This window comes from Marinobacter sp. V34, assembly GCF_055524115.1.
On sequence record NZ_JBUPZY010000008.1, the window covers coordinates 101,163 to 117,216 of the forward strand.

Below are 16,054 nucleotides of genomic sequence, written 5' to 3' on the forward strand. Positions count from 1 at the left end.
GACGCTGGTAACACCATGGAAATACGCTGGCTTGAAGACTTCATGGCGCTGGCCCGTACGCGTCATTTCTCACGTGCAGCTGAACTGCAGCACGTGAGCCAGCCGACGTTCAGCCGACGCATCAAACTTCTCGAGGAGGCCATGGGGGCAACCCTGGTCAACCGTCAGACCCTGCCATTGTCCCTGACACCGGCGGGGGAGGCGTTCGTTGAGTTGTGCGCGCGGGTAACACGGGACGTTCGTGAGACCAAAGACCGGATAAATGACATGGAGTCCGAGGCTTCGGCCCGGATCAGTGTGGGGTCGACTCAGGGGTTGTTTTCCCATTTCTATCAGGGATGGGCCCGGCAAGAGGGGTTGGCTGAGCGGCTGCAACTGAATCTGAAAGCCACCAACTGGGTCGGGGAGCAGTTTCTGGATGCCCTGGACAACGGTGAGTGTGACCTGGTGCTGTGCTATTGGCACGAAGATCTGCCCTGGAAGGAACACCTGAGCGAGGATCGATACGAATGGGTCACGCTGGCCAGGGAGTTTCTGGTGCCAGTGAGTGTGGCCGATGAAAATGGACAACCACGATTTGCGCTGCCGGGATCACCCGAACAGCCTGTCCCGCTGATTGCCTATCACTCCCGGGGATTCCTGCAGTCTGCCATTGAGGGCCATCTGAACAGGCGCAAGCTATCAGCCAACCTGTTGCCGCTGAATGAGAACACCCAATCGGCCAGTATCAAGGCACTGGTGAAACAGGGCTTTGGCATGGGCTGGCTGCCACAACGAATGACGGAAAAGAGCGAGCGTTTTGGCAGTCTCACCCGGGCCGGGGATAAACGTTGCGACGTGCCGCTGGAAATTCGCTTGATCCGACTGCGTGAGCCCCGCTCCGACAATCTGTTAACACTCTGGAAAACACTGGAAAGCAAGCATGTCTGACGCCGAGTTACTGTCACTGCAGACGGACCACATCCAGACGCTTCAGCAGCGTTATGAGCAAGTCATCAGGGAGCAGGGCTTTGATGCGCTGCTGATTAGCTCTGGCGCTGCACCCTTGCGTTATGGCGACGATCAGGCGTGGCACTTTCAGGGTTATGGTCCGTTCCTGCACTGGACCGGGCTGACAGGGCAGGAGCACAGCTGGTTACTTGTCAGGCCTGGGCAGAAGCCGTTACTGAGCCTTTATCATCCAGTAGACTTTTGGCACGCCACCCCGGAGTTGCCAGACGAGCCCTGGCTACATTCTATGGATGTGCGTTCCAGCGATCGTCGGGAAGCGCCGGTTATGGACATCAACGGCAGGCTTGCCGTTGTGGGCGACCCATCGCAATTGTCCGGGGTAGGGGGTGAGCACAACCCGGAGAGCCTGTTGTCCGCTATGGATGAAACCCGGGTGCATAAGACCCCCTATGAAATAGCCTGCCTGGCACGCGCCAACCATATTGCCGTTCAGGGCCACCAGGCCGCCCAAAAGACGTTTCTGGGCGGAGGTAGCGAGTTTGAAATAAACCTGGCCTATCAGAAAGCGACAGGGCAGCGTGAAGCGCAGGCGCCTTACCACAGCATCATCGGCGTGAATGAACACGCCGGCACCCTGCATTACCAATATTATGATACCGAAGCGCCTGCGAGCGCCCGCAGCCTTCTGATCGATGCCGGTGTCCGTTTCCGCGGTTACTGTTCCGACATTACCCGCACCACGCCCGGGGCAGGGGAAAGACGTTTTGCAGCGTTGATTCAGGGGCTGGAGCAATTGCAGCAGCGGTTATGCGGGATGGTGGCACCCGGCGTGGACTATGTGGCGATTCACCGCAAGACCCACCAAGGCATTGCTGCACTGTTGAATGCCGCCGGCGTGGTGCAGGGGGTGGATGATGAAACCCTGGTGGCGCAGGGCGTTACCCGTGCGTTCTTTCCTCACGGTATTGGTCATTTCCTGGGAATTCAGGTGCATGATGTCGCCGGCAAGAGAGAACCGTCGCCGTCAGATGCCCCATTCCTGCGCCTGACCCGGACCCTGGAGGCGGGCATGGTCGTTACCATCGAGCCAGGCCTCTATATCATTCCTTCATTACTGGAGCCGGTATTGAATGGTCCTCTCGGCGGCTATTTGAATCGCTCCGTCATTGATGAGTTGAGAGGCTGCGGTGGTATTCGCATTGAAGACAACGTGGTGGTTACGCCCGATGGCGCCCGAAACCTGACCCGTGAGATGGGTGGTTAAAAAAAGATTTTGCACAAAAATCGCTCTTTGGGCTTGCAAAGCTGCATGCAAATGACAATAATTATCACTAGCTTTGTTATCGTTAGTGAGATGCTCCTATGTATGTATGCCTCTGCCATGGTGTAACAGACCGAGAAATTCGTGAAGCTGCCGACAACGGCGTCAGTTCCATGCGTCAGCTTGGCAAGGAACTCGGTGTTGGCACGCAATGCGGTCGCTGTGCCTGTACCGCTCGGGAAATTCTCCGTGAAAGCCGTACCCCAGACTACCTGGCCATGGCTGATATGTTAGCCCAGCCCGCCTGACGGATAGGATGGGTGGAGAGCGGAATCCGTTCTTGCCTGCATCTGATTCCTAAATGTGATTTTTTCTCCCCGTGTGAAAGACTATCCTTGTAAGGATCGCACACTCACGAAAGGAGATCCGTCATGAAAGGCGACAAGAAAGTCATCCAGTTCCTGAATAAAGTGCTCGCCAACGAGCTGACTGCCATCAACCAGTATTTCCTTCATTCCCGCATGTACAAGGATTGGGGCATCACCAAACTGGCGGGCAAGGAATACGAAGAGTCCATCGACGAAATGAAGCATGCGGATCTGCTGATCGAGCGCATTCTGTTTCTGGAAGGGCTGCCTAATCTCCAGGATCTCAACAAGCTGCTGATCGGCGAAAACGTCGAAGAAATGCTGTCCTGCGACCTCAAGCTGGAAATGATTGCCCACAAGGATCTGAAGGAAGCCGTGCTTTATTGTGAAGAAATCGGGGACTACACCAGCCGTGAGCTGTTCCGCGGCATTCTCGATAGCGAAGAAGAGCACATCGATTGGCTCGAAACCCAGCTCGACATGATTGGCAAGATGGGTATCCAGAATTACATCCAGCTTCAGTCGTCCGCCGCGGAGTAAACATCAGTGACAATGGACCTGTCTTGCTTCAAAGCCTATGACCTTCGAGGCCGTGTGCCGGACCAGCTCAACCCGGAGCTGGCTGAACGCATCGGTCGCGCTTATGTGGAAGTGACGGGGGCGAAAAGAGTCATCGTCGGTTACGACATCCGCCTGTCCAGTCGTGAAATCGCCGATGCCCTCTGCTCCGGCCTTATGGCCGCCGGTGCCGACGTCTTCGATATCGGCCTGTGTGGTACTGAACTGGTCTATTTCGCCACCAGCCATTACAAAATGGACGGTGGCATCATGGTTACCGCCAGCCACAACCCGCGGGATCACAACGGCATGAAGATGGTGGGGCCGGACTCCCGCCCCATAAGCTCAGACAACGGCCTGAACGACATACGAGACAGGGTGCCAGAGCCCTTCGGCAATGCGCCCGCGCAAGGGCGGTATGAGTCGCTGGAGGTTTCCACCGCCTACATAGATCATTTGCTCGGTTACATTGACTCCACGTCGTTAAAACCGATGACCATCGTCGTCAACGCCGGAAACGGTGGGGCGGGGCTGGTGATTGACGAACTGGAACAGCATCTGCCGTTCGACTTCGTCAAAGTCCATCACGAAGCGGATGGCAATTTCCCAAATGGCGTTCCCAACCCCATTCTGGAAGAAAACCGCTCCGCCACCGCTGATGCTGTTATCGCGCACGGCGCTGCTATGGGCATCGCCTGGGACGGCGACTACGATCGCTGCTTCTTCTTCGACGAAAACGGTCGCTTTATCGAGGGCTACTACATTGTCGGCCTGCTGGCGGACCAGTTCCTCCGCAAAACCGGCGGCGGCAAAGTCATCCACGACCCAAGGCTGACCTGGAACACCATCGACCTCGTCAACGCGGTTGGCGGCGAAGCCATCGAAAGCAAAACCGGCCACGCCTTCATCAAGCAACGCATGCGCGACGAAGACGCCGTGTACGGCGGCGAAATGAGTGCTCACCACTACTTCCGCGACTTCGCCTATTGCGACAGCGGCATGATTCCCTGGTTACTCGTCGCCGAACGCCTGTGCCAGTCCGGCCAGACGTTATCCTCCCTGATAGACGCCCGCATCGAGGCATACCCGGCCAGCGGCGAAATCAACCGCACGATCGATGATCCCCCCAAGGTCATTGCCTCCATCGAGGCAAAATACAGCCCGGGCGCCAAAAGTGTCAGCCATGTCGATGGCGCCAGCATCGAATTCGACGACTGGCGGTTCAACCTGCGAATGTCCAACACCGAGCCGGTGGTTCGCCTGAATGTGGAATCCCGCGGTGATATTGCGTTGATGAAGGAGAAAACGGCAGAGCTGCTGGCAGAAATGCAAAGGCTAAATGAGGAAGGCTAACTCCGAATCCTGGGGTAGGCCGGCATGGTTCCCTCTCCCGAAACTGTGCGGAGCCATGGATGGCGAAGCCCAAGCGTCACATGGATGTGCCGCAAGGAGCGTGTTTCGGGAGAGGGAACCGTGACGGACTGTCTTGCACCAATAGCAAAAGCCGGAAACCACTCAAAGCCAGTCGTTCAACATAATCCCGATGCCAATTCGTTGAATCCGCTCATTGTAGTCAATCAAACTCTCACCATAGCCATTGTAGTAATGGACATACCCCTTAATCGTATCCCCCATCGGAAAGCTATAACCCAGCTCCACCGACGTCTTGTTGTCTGACCGCAGATTGTTCATCAGCTTCAACGACAGCGTCCGATCCTCCGTCCACTTATAAATGGCCATGTAATTGGCATAGCCCACGTAACGCTCAATATCCGAATTGTCGTCCTCACTTTCATCCTCCGGCAGTCGATACCACGGCTGCAGGATAAACAGCCAGCGATCGTAACTGTATGCCGCCGAAGCCACAATCCGGTTCCAGCTACGAGAACGAGGCTCGGACTGGCCATTAGACTCATGGTTAAAACCAAGCGTGACGCCGTTCAGCGTTCCTGGTCCCAGATCGTAATTGGTCGCATAACGCACAAAAAACTCAGGCTCGTAGTTGGTTTCCCGGAATGGCGCGGAGTTATCCGTGTTGTAGATTTGCCAGAACGATTTCTGTGTGTAGCCGAACCAAAGCGTCGTGCGCTCATCGAGCCAGCCGGTTAGCAGGGGCACCTTGAAACTGATCTGGTACTTGGCTTCCTGGTTATCGATGCCATAGTCGTAGTCGGTTGCGCCCAGCCTCGGGTTCGTGGGTTCACGATTGGCATTCTTCATGTAACTGAACGGCAGGATATACATAGGCCGATGGCCGACAAAACTGCCGGAGAACGAGAAAATGGCCTTCTCCGCGGCCATATAGCGGTTCAGAATCGCCGACATCACACCGGTGTTGTCGTCTTCCTTCTTCCCGGCGTTGTTCTCCACACCACTCTCTGTGCCGGCCGCTGCTTTGTACTCCAATGCCTCCGTTGATTTATCGATGGCCTCCAGACTATCGTCTGAGGCACCGTTTCGAGTCGTGGCGGGATCATTGATCGCGTCATAGCAAGCCAGGCGTTGCACACCGTCCTTGATCAGGGCGCATTCTTCTGGGTTAACGACTTCGAAATTGCGGTTATCGGATGTCTCTTCCTGTGCGCTGACCATGGATGGCAGGAACAGATTCAGAGACAACAACAAGCCAGCTAGCCTCGAAGCGCCATGGTGATGGACGCTAGGCATGATTCTGTCCTTATGCATGGGAAAGACTGATCCAGGTATTGGCAATGCCGTAGGTCCAGACGCCGAGCAGCGTAACCACCAGCAGAGAAAACACGACCTTGTGACGGAGCCTCCGTTCCGCAGCGGCGGCAACCACCCAGCGTAGGTACATCAACCCGATGAAACTGACAAATACCGCCAGGCTCGCGACGGCGGGAATCAGCAGCCAGACTGGGCTCAGCGCGGCGCCGTCATTCGCGCGACTGGAAAACCAGCCCATGGACACCAGTAATAGGGCCACGGCCGTAAACTCCGTTATCAGCAACGGCTTTCGCCAGGGGTGTGGCTGGTTGATATCAGGCATATATTTTAACCCTCGGTAACTGTTTTGTGCATGGTACCCGGAAAGGGCCTCCGGAGCCCTCTGACTTACGAAATGGCAACGAAAGTTGATTGAAATCGGGTGTTGATTTTGCAGTTTGGTTTTTTTGGTCTGCCGCAGTCGCTATAATGCGTGCACAAATGATTATAACGCCCAATTGTGAGGTGCATTGTGATGATGAAGAGAGTCCTGGCTGCCGTATTGCTTGGTTTCGGCCTGACCGCAGGTGCCGTAATGGCCAATGTTGAAGATGAAATTCGTGCTCGCATTGCCCCGGTTGGCGAAGTGTGCGTCCAGGGTGAAGACTGCGGGCAGGCAGCCGCTCCAGCTGCAAGCGCAAGCTCGGGCCCCCGTTCTGGAGGTGACGTATACGATGCAGCCTGTACCGCCTGCCACAGCACCGGCGCTGCAGGTGCCCCCAAGAAGGGCGACACAGCCGCTTGGTCACCCCGTATCGAGAAAGGACTGGACACACTGGTCAACCACGCGATCAACGGCTTTAATGCCATGCCCGCCAAGGGCGGTTGTTCCGGGTGTTCTGATGAAGAAATTGAGAGCGCCGTCAAGCATATGGTTGAGGCCAGCCAGTAGCAACTGTATTCCGGACCACGGTAGATCAAAAAGCCCCCGGTAATACGGGGGCTTTTTAGTGGTTAGCGGAATTTTCGCCCGTTAGTGAATGGGCATATAGGTCAGTTGCCCTTCGATGCGCTCAGTGCCGCTTTTGGGCGTTGTCACTGCAATTGACCAGGTTTTGGGCCCATCTGCGCTGTTGCTGTCATGCAGAACATTGAGCCGGGAGTCCAGCCAGCCAAAAGCGCCGGATTGAGACATTGTTACCCAGGGCGTCTGGCTCGTTTCCGTCGACTGGTTTGGTAGCGCTTTCCAGCTCGGGCTCTCCGTATTTACGGTGACTTCGGTTCGGGTAAATCGTATAAACGCCTCCCCGTCCGTGCCCAATACGGTCAGAGGTTCTTCACCTCGGTATCGAAGCAATATGCCTGGGCGCGGTGCATCCAGAATGATTGCACTGAGTCCGGGAATGTCGGGTTGATGGGCTATTCGAGCCTTTACGATGCCGTCCGGAACGTCCTTTGTCTCCAGTGCACCGTGGGCCCCTGCCAGCCCGGAGGCTGACAGGGACACCAGGCCGAACAACACCGGGGCCGCCAGGCGAGCTCCGATCTGTTCGATGTGTTTCATAACAATTCTCCTGACGGTCACAGCAGCTCGAGGGTTGACTCAATGATGCCACTGCTGGTGGTGGTATCACTGGCCACCTGCGTGGGCGCCATGCAGGCGAGACTCTCGTTCACCACAGTGATCGGCGCGGACACCGAGGGTACGCGGCCATCTGGGGTGTCCTTGCTGACGAACAGCATGTATTCGCCGGCGGGCACCACGTTGTGGTTGTCGGGCATGGTCAGAGTCAGCTTGTTGCCAGGGCCGCGCTCCATGACCAGCTCAATGGCGCGCTGGTCACCGTCAATGACGTGGGTCATGACCGTGCGGCGAATCAGCAGTGCCTTGTCGATCTGATCCGCCTGGTCGACCTTGATGTTGAATCGGTCGCCAATGGTCAGATTGCTGGGTGCACTTTTAATTTTGGGGCGGTCGTCCCGCATGGCATAGGGCGGAGTGTAGATTTCGAAACTCGGATCGCGGCCGTCATAGGGTGCGAGTCCGAAATCCTGAAGATCCACGAATGTCAGGTAAGCGGTGTTGATTGGTGAGTGGCCGGCAACCATAACGCGGCCGTCCTCCATCAGTACCGCAGTGTTGTGGTAGGTGCGGGCGCGGTGGCCAGTAGCCATTTCCGTCCATTCTCCGGTTTCCGGGTTGAACCTCTCGGCGGTGCGGATCGGGCCTTCCAGGCCGGGCGCTACCACACCGTCGCGATTGCCGCCGCTAAACACCATCACGGTGCCGTCGGGCATCACAACGTTTGTGCCGTACCAGCGAGGCTGATTGAGCGGGCCGGCCAAACGCGACTCGTAGCCGATTTCGTCGCCGTTGGTGGTGACAGTATCGATGCGGGTCTGGTCGGTGGGCAGGTAGCCGCCGGGGTTCGTCAGTACTGCATAACTGGGCACGCCGCCCGCAGTCAGCAGTTCCACTTCATTGTAGTTACCGCTGGTGTTTGGTTTCAGCGGCAACATGGTGGACGATGTGGAGCCCCGCATACCGCCGGCGATCGCCATGCGCAGATCTTCTTCAGATACCCCAAGATCGGCTGCGCTGGTCAGCAAATCCGTGGGCGAGTCGAGAACATCGCCAAGCAGTGAACCGACCTGATCAAGCGACAGGTTGGTGATGTTCAGGGTGCTGCTCAACTGACCCAGCCCGGCTTCATCCAGCCTTAGTGGGAGACCTGCATAGCCAATGTCGTTCCAGCGTTGAGTATCCGGGTTGAAACTGGCAACAATGTTCCACAATGCCTGGTCGTAACCCTGGCCGAATGGGTTGAAGGCCTGGCCACCAGCGTTGTAAAAGATGTGTCCATTTGGCAGAAGATGCATGCGTGGATAGAGCGGTAAGGAGCGGTCAGCCGTGGACGGGTTCTGCGTCCAGGCACCGGCGCATGGGTCGTAGGTCTCCGTTTGCACCACGTTGCGTCCGCTGTTCAGTGGCTCATCCGGGTACACTGGCTTCAGAAGCTTGGTGACACCACTGGCAACGAAGACGTTGCCATTGCCCATGGTAACGAGCGATGGATACCAGCGCCCGTAGGTCATATCGCCGCTCTGGCGCCAGGTGTTGGTCTCCTCGTCGAATATTCTCGAATTCTTGATGCCTTCCAGTTCCGCCACCCCAAGAGGCAGGCCATCAATGCCTGGCTCGGAATAGTAGTCGGTGCCGCCAACGGCCATCACATCACCGTTGGCAAGGCCGATGACGTCGGAGCAGAACAGGGCGCCGTCGTTGGCGCTGGTGTTGTCAGCGGTATCAATCAGGCCATCCAACTCAGTGCCGTTTAGCAGTGTTTCACTGTCGTTGCCATCAGGGTTGGCGCCGGCGTCCAGCGGAGAGGGTTTGATCCAGGATGGATTGTCGTTTTCATCCAGCGACAGAACGCGGGTCTGATCGTTGACGGACACTTCGCCAAACTCGGCAACGATCGATAACTCAACGTTTTCAGTGCCCTCCAGGGCGTTCAGGTAAAGCAGGCGACCATCCTTGAGAAGCGCCATGGTGCCGGCAGCCGGTTTGCACTCGTCCATGCCATCAGCACGGGTAATGCATTTTTCGTCGGTCTCGACGGCTTCACCATCGACAATAATGGTGGGCTCTGCGAAAGGTTCGCTGAAACTGCCTTTGCTGTTGTAATTTTCCGGAACTGCGGGTTCCTCAGTCTGGACCGTTGTGTCATCGGTAGAGCCGCCCAGCAGGCCGCCGAGAAGGTCTGCGCTGACGGTGCCTGATCCTGCAGCCAGCAGAATCAGTGAACCTGTGACACTGGATAATCGATTGAATCGACGGGACATGGTGTTCTCCTGATCTTGTTTTTGTGTTTGCCGGAAGCAAAGCTCCCTGAACTGTTACGGATCAGGAGGTCATAAAGTTGCAGGTATTGTGAAAAAAAGTGAAATTCAGTTTCCCAGGTCGCCGAGCAACGCGCTGAGGGTCGCCTTGCCCTTTTGGTGATTGGCTTCCACGTCCAGGTCACCGGTGCCTTCCCATCTCAGGTCGTCCTCAGGCAGTTCATCAAGAAACCGGCTTGGAATGGTTTCCAGCTTTTCGCCGTACTGTTTGCGCTGGGCGGCAAACGTAAGCGTCAGGGTTTCCCGGGCCCGGGTGATTCCCACGTACATCAGTCGCCGTTCCTCCTCGACATTGCCTTCCTCAATGCTGGAGCGGTGGGGCAGTATCTCTTCTTCCAGACCCATGATGAATACATGGGGGAATTCCAGGCCTTTTGAGGCGTGGAGGGTCAGTAACTGGACCTTGTCGCTGTCATCCTCTTCTTCGCGCTGCTCCATCATGTCGCGCAGGATTAGCCGGCTGATGGCGTCTTCAATGCCCATTTCGTCGGCCGTACCCTTGCCGTCGTCCAGCATGCGCTGGATGGATTCCACCAGGTACCAGATGTTTTCCATCCGCCGTTCCGCCTGTTTTGGCGAGCCGGAATGCAGGTGCAGCCATTCCTCGTACTCAATATCGGTGAACAACTGCTTGATCACCGGAATCGGATCTTCGCTGTGCAGGCGCTCGCAGGTATTGTCCACCCAGTGGGCGAAGCGCCGCAGACGGTCCAGCCCCTTCTCGGTGACGTGGGTTTCGGCACCCATATCGCCCAGGGCACGAAACAGGCTGACGTTGCGGGAGCGGGCATAATGGCTGAGCTGCTCCAGCGTGCGGGGGCCGATTTCCCGGCGAGGCACGTTCACAACGCGGAGGAACGCCGCATCGTCATCCGGGTTCACGAGCAGGCGTAGATAGGACATAGCATCCTTGATTTCGTTCTTGGAGAAAAACGACTGGCCACCGGAGATGTGATAGGGGATCTGGTAGGCCTGCAGTTTCATTTCCAGCAGCCGCGCCTGGTGATTGCCCCGATAGAGCACGGCGAAGTCCCGGAATGCCAGACCTTTTTTGAGTTTCTGGTCGAGAATTTCCGTGGCCACCCGTTCGGCTTCCGCGTCTTCGCTCCGGCAGCGGACGATTCTTAACTCGTCCCCGACCGTATGATCACTCCACAGGGCTTTCTCGAACACGTGGGGATTATTGGCAATGACCGTGTTGGCGCAACGAAGGATGCGAACCGTGGAACGGTAGTTCTGCTCCAGTTTGACGATTTTGAGGCTAGGGAAGTCTTCCTTGAGCTGAGCAAGGTTTTCAGGCCGGGCACCGCGCCAGGCATAGATCGACTGGTCGTCATCACCAACGACGGTAAAGGCCGCTCGCTCTGCCACCAGCAGCTTGACCAGCTCATACTGGCAGAGGTTGGTATCCTGATATTCATCCACCAGCATGTAGCGAATTTTCCGCCGCCATTTCTGCAACACCTCGGGATTGTCGCGGAATAGCTGTACCGGCAGCAGAATCAGATCATCGAAATCCACCGCGTTATAGGCCTTCAGGTATTCGTTGTAGTGGCGGTAGATGATCGCAATGCGCTGCTCTCGTTCATCTGCGGCGCGGCTCCAGGCATCCTGTGGGCTGCGCATGGCATTCTTCCAGGACGAAATGGTCATCTGTACATCGGACAGTTCGTCACCAGCGTCGGCGCTGGCCTCTCGCATCATCAAGTCCTGCAGCAGGGCCTTGGCGTCTTCCGCATCAAAAATTGAAAAGCCGGGGTAGTAGCCCAGATGTTCATGCTCCTCGCGGATCATATTCAGCCCGAGGTTGTGGAAGGTTGAAACAATCAACCCCCGGGTCAGTTTGCGATCAACCAGGCGTCCGACACGCTCTTTCATTTCACGCGCGGCTTTGTTGGTGAAGGTCACGGCGGCAATATGACGCCCTGGGATGCCGAGGTGTTCGATCAGGTAAGCCACTTTGCGGGTGATTACACTGGTCTTGCCGCTGCCGGCACCAGCCAGCACCAGCATAGGGCCTTCCGCGTAGCGGACGGCTTCACTCTGTCGGGGGTTGAGCTTGTTCACAATAATAGCGCCAATCCGGGAAATTCCGAGACAACCTGGGAAGGAGACATTCTACACCAGGCAGACATGCTGTACCTTGACGATCTATCAGCTATTCTTGAGGGAACGGAGATGTTTGATCACGAGGAACGGGACGCTTCTTAATGACCCTGGCAGTAAAACAACCCAATCCCAGCCATGTGCGGCTGTTGGTGCTGACACCGGAGTATTCGGATTTTCTCTGGCTGGGTGCGCTTCTGTCACGTGATCGTGAAATGGAACCGGACCTGACCTGGTGCCCGGATCTTATCGACTGCGATGATCTGATTCGCAATACTCACTTCGACGTTATTCTTTGGGACTGTGTGTTCCATGGTGGTTCCGAAGACGCTTTCCTGCAGTATCTGTCCGTGTCCAGCGGCGAGAAACCGGTGCTGGCGCTGAGTGCTGAGCCGGTCTCCGAGCGCGCAGTTGATCTGTTCGCTAATGGCGCTTCGGACTACTTGAGCCGTCAGTCGCTGGAAGAGTGGGGGCTGCGCCGCGCGGTACGCTGTCTTTGGTACCGACAGCAGCTTTCTGAGTCCGCTCACGGCCAGTTGGGTCGGGAAGTGGCCAGTGGTTTTATCAACCGTGACCTGTTCTTTGATCGTCTGCAACAGGCATTGCTGAGGGCTGAGCGCGCCGGCCAGCGGCTGGCTTTGTTGCACATCAATCTGGATGATTTCCGCAGCTTCAATGAATCCTTCGGTTACCAGAAGAGTGACCAGATTATGTTGAAGCTGGCGGAACGGCTGCGACAGAATCTGCGACGAGTGGATTCGCTGATGCGTATTGGCGGTGACGAGTTTGCGATCATCGTTGAAAAGGTGGAAGACTCCCTGGATATTACCCAGATCATCCGCAAGCTCGTGACTGCGTTGGGTGAACCATTAAGCATTGACGGCCAGAACGTCGTCGTCAGCGCCAGCCTCGGCGTGGCCACCTACCCGGAAGCGGGTGACAGTCCGGAAAACCTTCTGCGACGAGCCAACCGCGCCATGTTTGAGGCCAAGCGCGACCCCGGTACCAGTTACCGGTTTTACGATCGTCAGTTGCACATAACGGCCGGATACCAACTGCGCCTGGAAGCGGATCTCCGTAATGCTCTGCGGGGCAACGAGCTGGAAGTGTATTACCAGCCGCGCATTGATCTTGCGTCGGAGGAAGTCCGAGGAGTGGAATGTCTGCTCCGGTGGAATCATCCTGAAAGGGGGCTGGTGGGCCCGGATGAATTCATCCCGGTGGCCGAACGTAGCGGGCTGATCGTGCCCATCGGATACTGGGTGATTGAGCAGGCCTGCAAACGTCTGCAGGAATGTTCAGACCTGGGGCATCCGGGGCTGGTGTTTGCGGTAAACCTTTCGTTCCGTCAGTTCCATGATCGCAAGATGACCGAAACCATTTTTCGCATTATCTTCAATGCGAATATCGACACCAGCCTGTTGGAGTTGGAACTCACGGAAAGTGCCATGATGCATGACCCGGAATATGCCCAGCGATGTCTGCGGGAGCTCAATCAACTGGGTATCAGTTTCGCCCTGGATGATTTCGGAACCGGGTTCTCCTCACTCAGCAATCTCCAGCACCTGCCTATATCCCTCGTAAAAATCGACAAGTCGTTCGTTCAGGAACTGGGGCAATCTGCCGACGCCGAGCACATCATCCGTGCCATTATCAGCCTGGCCCACAGCCTGCAAATCAGCGTGGTGGCGGAAGGGGTGGAGACGGAAGGACAACTGGAATTCCTGCGCCAGCAACACTGTGATGAAATTCAGGGTTACTACTACGCCCGCCCCATGCCATGGGCCGATCTTGTGCAATTCCTGGACAACCGTAGCCGCACTGCTTGCCTGCAGCAATAAGCCGCTGTACCTTTGCGCTTTGACTCGTAAGCATCAGATGAGGTTGCATGAACAGTATCATCAGGCGCATTGCTGACGAACTGGGTGTTCGTGAACAGCAGGTGAATGCCACCGTTGAAATGCTGGACGGTGGCGCCACCGTTCCTTTTATTGCCCGTTATCGCAAGGAAGTCACAGGTTCGCTGGATGACAGCCAGTTACGATCCCTGGAAGATCGCCTGCGTTATCTGCGGGAGCTGGAAGACCGTCGTTCCACGATCCTCAACAGCATTGAAGAGCAGGGCAAGCTGACCGATGAGTTACGTGCCAGCATCAACGCGGCAGACGCCAAGAATCGCCTGGAAGACCTCTACCTGCCTTACAAGCCCAAGCGCCGCACCAAGGCACAGATTGCCCGAGAGGCTGGGCTGGAGCCCCTGGCCGATGCTCTCTACGATGACCCTACGCTTGAGCCAGAGAGCACAGCGGAAGGCTATGTCAATGAGGAGGCCGGAGTTGCCGATACCAAGGCCGCGCTTGATGGCGCCCGCTACATTCTGATGGAACGCTTTGCCGAGGACGCGGAACTTCTGGGTGAACTGCGTGACTTTATCTGGCAGCAGGGGCAGCTTAAGGTCACTGTGGTAGACGGCAAGGAAAATGAAGGCGCCAAGTTCCGCGACTACTTCGATCATGTCGAGCCATTGAAGAAGGTGCCATCCCACCGCGCGCTCGCCATCCTTCGGGGGCGCAATGAAGGCGTACTCACTTATTCCATTGTTGTTGGCGATGCTGAAGACGACCGTCGCCAGCCTCATCCAGCAGAGCAGCGCATCGCCGCGCGCTGGCGCATCCGTGACAATAGCCGTGCGGCTGACCGCTGGTTGTCGGAAGTGGTGCGTTGGACCTGGCGGGTAAAGCTGTCCACCCAAATCGAAACCGACCTCATGGCTCACGTACGGGAAGCGGCGGAAACCGAGGCCATCAACGTGTTTGCCGCCAACCTCAAGGACCTGCTGTTGCTGGCGCCGGCTGGCCCCCGCGCCACACTGGGGCTGGACCCCGGCCTGCGCACCGGTGTGAAGGTGGCCATCATCGACGGTACCGGCCAAGTGGTGGGCCACGGTGGTATTTTCCCACACGCTCCCCGCAACCAGTGGGACCAGTCCATCGAGCAGTTGGCGAACTGGTGCCGGCAGTACCGCATTGAACTGGTGGCCATTGGTAACGGAACGGCCTCCCGGGAAACCGAAAAGCTGGTGGCAGACCTGAGCAAGCGTTATCCGGAGCTTAAGCTGGCGCGGATTGTGGTCAGCGAATCCGGTGCTTCGATCTATTCTGCCTCTGAATTCGCCTCCCGCGAATTGCCCGACCTGGATGTGACCATTCGCGGAGCGGTCTCCATCGCCCGCCGGCTGCAGGACCCATTGGCGGAAATGGTGAAGATCGAACCCAAGTCCATCGGCGTGGGGCAATACCAGCACGATGTGTCTCAGGTGCAACTGGCCCGCAGCCTGGATGCCGTGGTGGAGGACTGTGTTAACGGTGTTGGCGTGGATCTCAACACCGCATCCATCCCTCTACTGGCGCGGGTATCTGGCCTGAACCAGAGTATTGCCCAGAACATCGTCGATTTCCGTAATCACAATGGCGTATTCCGTGATCGCAGGCAGTTACTTAAAGTTTCCCGCCTCGGTGACCGTACCTTTGAGCAGTCGGCCGGTTTCCTTCGCATTGCGGGGGGAGACAATCCGCTGGATCGCTCGTCGGTGCACCCGGAAGCCTATGGCGTAGTTGAGGCCATTGCCCGCCAGAACAATCGCAAGATTGAAGGTATTGTCGGCGACGCCGATTTTCTGCGCTCGTTGAACCCACAGGACTATGCCACTGAACAGTTTGGTCTGCCGACCATAAAGGATATTATTACGGAACTGGAAAAGCCGGGCCGTGACCCCCGGCCGGAGTTCCGCTTTGCCAGCTTCGAGGAGGGGGTGGAAACCCTCAATGACCTGAAGCCGGGCATGGTGCTGGAGGGCTCGGTTACCAACGTAACCAACTTTGGTGCGTTCGTGGATATCGGCGTCCATCAGGATGGTCTTGTGCACATCTCAGCGCTGTCGAATACGTTCGTGAAAGATCCAAGGGAAGTGGTCAAGGCAGGGGATATCGTCAAGGTGAAAGTGATGGACGTGGATATCCCGAGAAAGCGGATTGCGCTTTCCATGCGTATGGATGACCAGCCTGGGGAGAAATCCGACAACCGGGCCGGGGCGGGCGGTAACCGCAGGGATAGAGGTGGCAAGCCTTCCGCAAGAAATGACCGCCAGAAGGGCGCAGACAGCGGACAAAAGGGTGCCATGGCCGGAGCGCTGGCACAGGCTCTGGCGTCGGCCCGCAAAGACGGCCGTTAACCCGCGCCG

The 16,054-nt window shown here is 56.9% G+C and carries 13 protein-coding genes; 8 read left to right on the forward strand and 5 right to left on the reverse strand.

The annotated features are described in order from the left end of the window. Positions 1-15: 15 nt before the first annotated feature. The 5 genes from AC0B60_RS14085 (at position 16) to AC0B60_RS14105 (ending at position 4,491) form a co-directional block, all read left to right on the forward strand. Positions 16-930 (forward strand): LysR family transcriptional regulator, encoded by a 915-nt coding sequence (locus AC0B60_RS14085; protein ID WP_465086466.1) that lies wholly within the window; start codon positions 16-18, stop codon positions 928-930. Beyond that, complete coding sequence (gene pepQ, locus AC0B60_RS14090) at positions 923-2,215, forward strand: Xaa-Pro dipeptidase (protein ID WP_465086467.1); 1,293 nt, start codon at positions 923-925, stop codon at positions 2,213-2,215. The genes AC0B60_RS14085 and pepQ overlap by 8 nt, the downstream gene beginning before the upstream one ends. 98 nt (positions 2,216-2,313) lie before the next feature. Then, positions 2,314-2,520 carry a bacterioferritin-associated ferredoxin gene (locus AC0B60_RS14095; RefSeq protein ID WP_007153573.1) on the forward strand — a complete coding sequence of 69 codons (207 nt, stop codon included), beginning with the start codon at positions 2,314-2,316 and terminating at the stop codon, positions 2,518-2,520. 123 nt (positions 2,521-2,643) lie between these two features. Continuing rightward, positions 2,644-3,120, forward strand: a complete 477-nt coding sequence (bfr, locus tag AC0B60_RS14100) for a bacterioferritin (protein WP_465086468.1) — start codon at positions 2,644-2,646, stop codon at positions 3,118-3,120. Between the two features lie 12 nt (positions 3,121-3,132). Further along, positions 3,133-4,491 (forward strand): phosphohexomutase domain-containing protein, encoded by a 1,359-nt coding sequence (locus AC0B60_RS14105; RefSeq protein ID WP_465086602.1) that lies wholly within the window; start codon positions 3,133-3,135, stop codon positions 4,489-4,491. Between the two features lie 162 nt (positions 4,492-4,653). Here the strand turns inward: AC0B60_RS14105 and AC0B60_RS14110 are convergent, their stop codons facing one another. Together AC0B60_RS14110 and AC0B60_RS14115 are read right to left on the reverse strand one after the other, a co-directional pair. Continuing rightward, the gene (locus tag AC0B60_RS14110; protein ID WP_465086469.1) at positions 4,654-5,805 is read right to left on the reverse strand and encodes a phospholipase A; all 1,152 of its coding nucleotides are present in this window, start codon (positions 5,803-5,805) and stop codon (positions 4,654-4,656) included. Between the two features lie 10 nt (positions 5,806-5,815). Then, positions 5,816-6,148, reverse strand: coding sequence for a hypothetical protein (locus AC0B60_RS14115; RefSeq protein ID WP_465086470.1), 333 nt, complete (start codon positions 6,146-6,148; stop codon positions 5,816-5,818). 195 nt (positions 6,149-6,343) lie between these two features. On the opposite strand from AC0B60_RS14115, the gene AC0B60_RS14120 reads away from it, so the two are divergent. After that, positions 6,344-6,757: a c-type cytochrome gene (locus AC0B60_RS14120; protein ID WP_465086603.1), complete on the forward strand. Its 414-nt coding sequence runs from the start codon at positions 6,344-6,346 to the stop codon at positions 6,755-6,757. A gap of 81 nt (positions 6,758-6,838) precedes the next feature. On the opposite strand, the gene AC0B60_RS14125 is transcribed toward AC0B60_RS14120, so the two are convergent. The 3 genes from AC0B60_RS14125 to rep form a co-directional block, all read right to left on the reverse strand. Beyond that, positions 6,839-7,369, reverse strand: coding sequence for a hypothetical protein (locus AC0B60_RS14125; RefSeq protein ID WP_465086471.1), 531 nt, complete (start codon positions 7,367-7,369; stop codon positions 6,839-6,841). Between the two features lie 17 nt (positions 7,370-7,386). Further along, positions 7,387-9,651: a galactose oxidase-like domain-containing protein gene (locus AC0B60_RS14130; RefSeq protein ID WP_465086472.1), complete on the reverse strand. Its 2,265-nt coding sequence runs from the start codon at positions 9,649-9,651 to the stop codon at positions 7,387-7,389. Positions 9,652-9,756: 105 nt separating this feature from the next. Continuing rightward, complete coding sequence (rep, locus tag AC0B60_RS14135; RefSeq protein WP_465086474.1) at positions 9,757-11,775, reverse strand: DNA helicase Rep; 2,019 nt, start codon at positions 11,773-11,775, stop codon at positions 9,757-9,759. A 143-nt stretch (positions 11,776-11,918) separates the two neighbouring features. Here rep and AC0B60_RS14140 point away from each other — a divergent pair, with 143 nt between their 5' ends. Continuing rightward, positions 11,919-13,655: a GGDEF/EAL domain-containing response regulator gene (locus AC0B60_RS14140; protein ID WP_465086475.1), complete on the forward strand. Its 1,737-nt coding sequence runs from the start codon at positions 11,919-11,921 to the stop codon at positions 13,653-13,655. A 47-nt stretch (positions 13,656-13,702) separates the two neighbouring features. Next, on the forward strand, positions 13,703-16,045 hold the full coding sequence (locus tag AC0B60_RS14145; protein ID WP_465086476.1) for a Tex family protein: 2,343 nt from the start codon (positions 13,703-13,705) through the stop codon (positions 16,043-16,045). Positions 16,046-16,054 lie beyond the last annotated feature (9 nt).

Coding starts and splice junctions, on each gene's coding strand:
- AC0B60_RS14085 (WP_465086466.1), top strand. CDS start 16: ATGGAAATACGCTGGCTTGAAGACTTCATGGCGCTGGCCCGTACGCGT.
- pepQ (WP_465086467.1), top strand. CDS start 923: ATGTCTGACGCCGAGTTACTGTCACTGCAGACGGACCACATCCAGACG.
- AC0B60_RS14095 (WP_007153573.1), top strand. CDS start 2,314: ATGTATGTATGCCTCTGCCATGGTGTAACAGACCGAGAAATTCGTGAA.
- bfr (WP_465086468.1), top strand. CDS start 2,644: ATGAAAGGCGACAAGAAAGTCATCCAGTTCCTGAATAAAGTGCTCGCC.
- AC0B60_RS14105 (WP_465086602.1), top strand. CDS start 3,133: ATGGACCTGTCTTGCTTCAAAGCCTATGACCTTCGAGGCCGTGTGCCG.
- AC0B60_RS14110 (WP_465086469.1), bottom strand. CDS start 5,805: ATGCCTAGCGTCCATCACCATGGCGCTTCGAGGCTAGCTGGCTTGTTG.
- AC0B60_RS14115 (WP_465086470.1), bottom strand. CDS start 6,148: ATGCCTGATATCAACCAGCCACACCCCTGGCGAAAGCCGTTGCTGATA.
- AC0B60_RS14120 (WP_465086603.1), top strand. CDS start 6,344: ATGAAGAGAGTCCTGGCTGCCGTATTGCTTGGTTTCGGCCTGACCGCA.
- AC0B60_RS14125 (WP_465086471.1), bottom strand. CDS start 7,369: ATGAAACACATCGAACAGATCGGAGCTCGCCTGGCGGCCCCGGTGTTG.
- AC0B60_RS14130 (WP_465086472.1), bottom strand. CDS start 9,651: ATGTCCCGTCGATTCAATCGATTATCCAGTGTCACAGGTTCACTGATT.
- AC0B60_RS14140 (WP_465086475.1), top strand. CDS start 11,919: ATGACCCTGGCAGTAAAACAACCCAATCCCAGCCATGTGCGGCTGTTG.
- AC0B60_RS14145 (WP_465086476.1), top strand. CDS start 13,703: ATGAACAGTATCATCAGGCGCATTGCTGACGAACTGGGTGTTCGTGAA.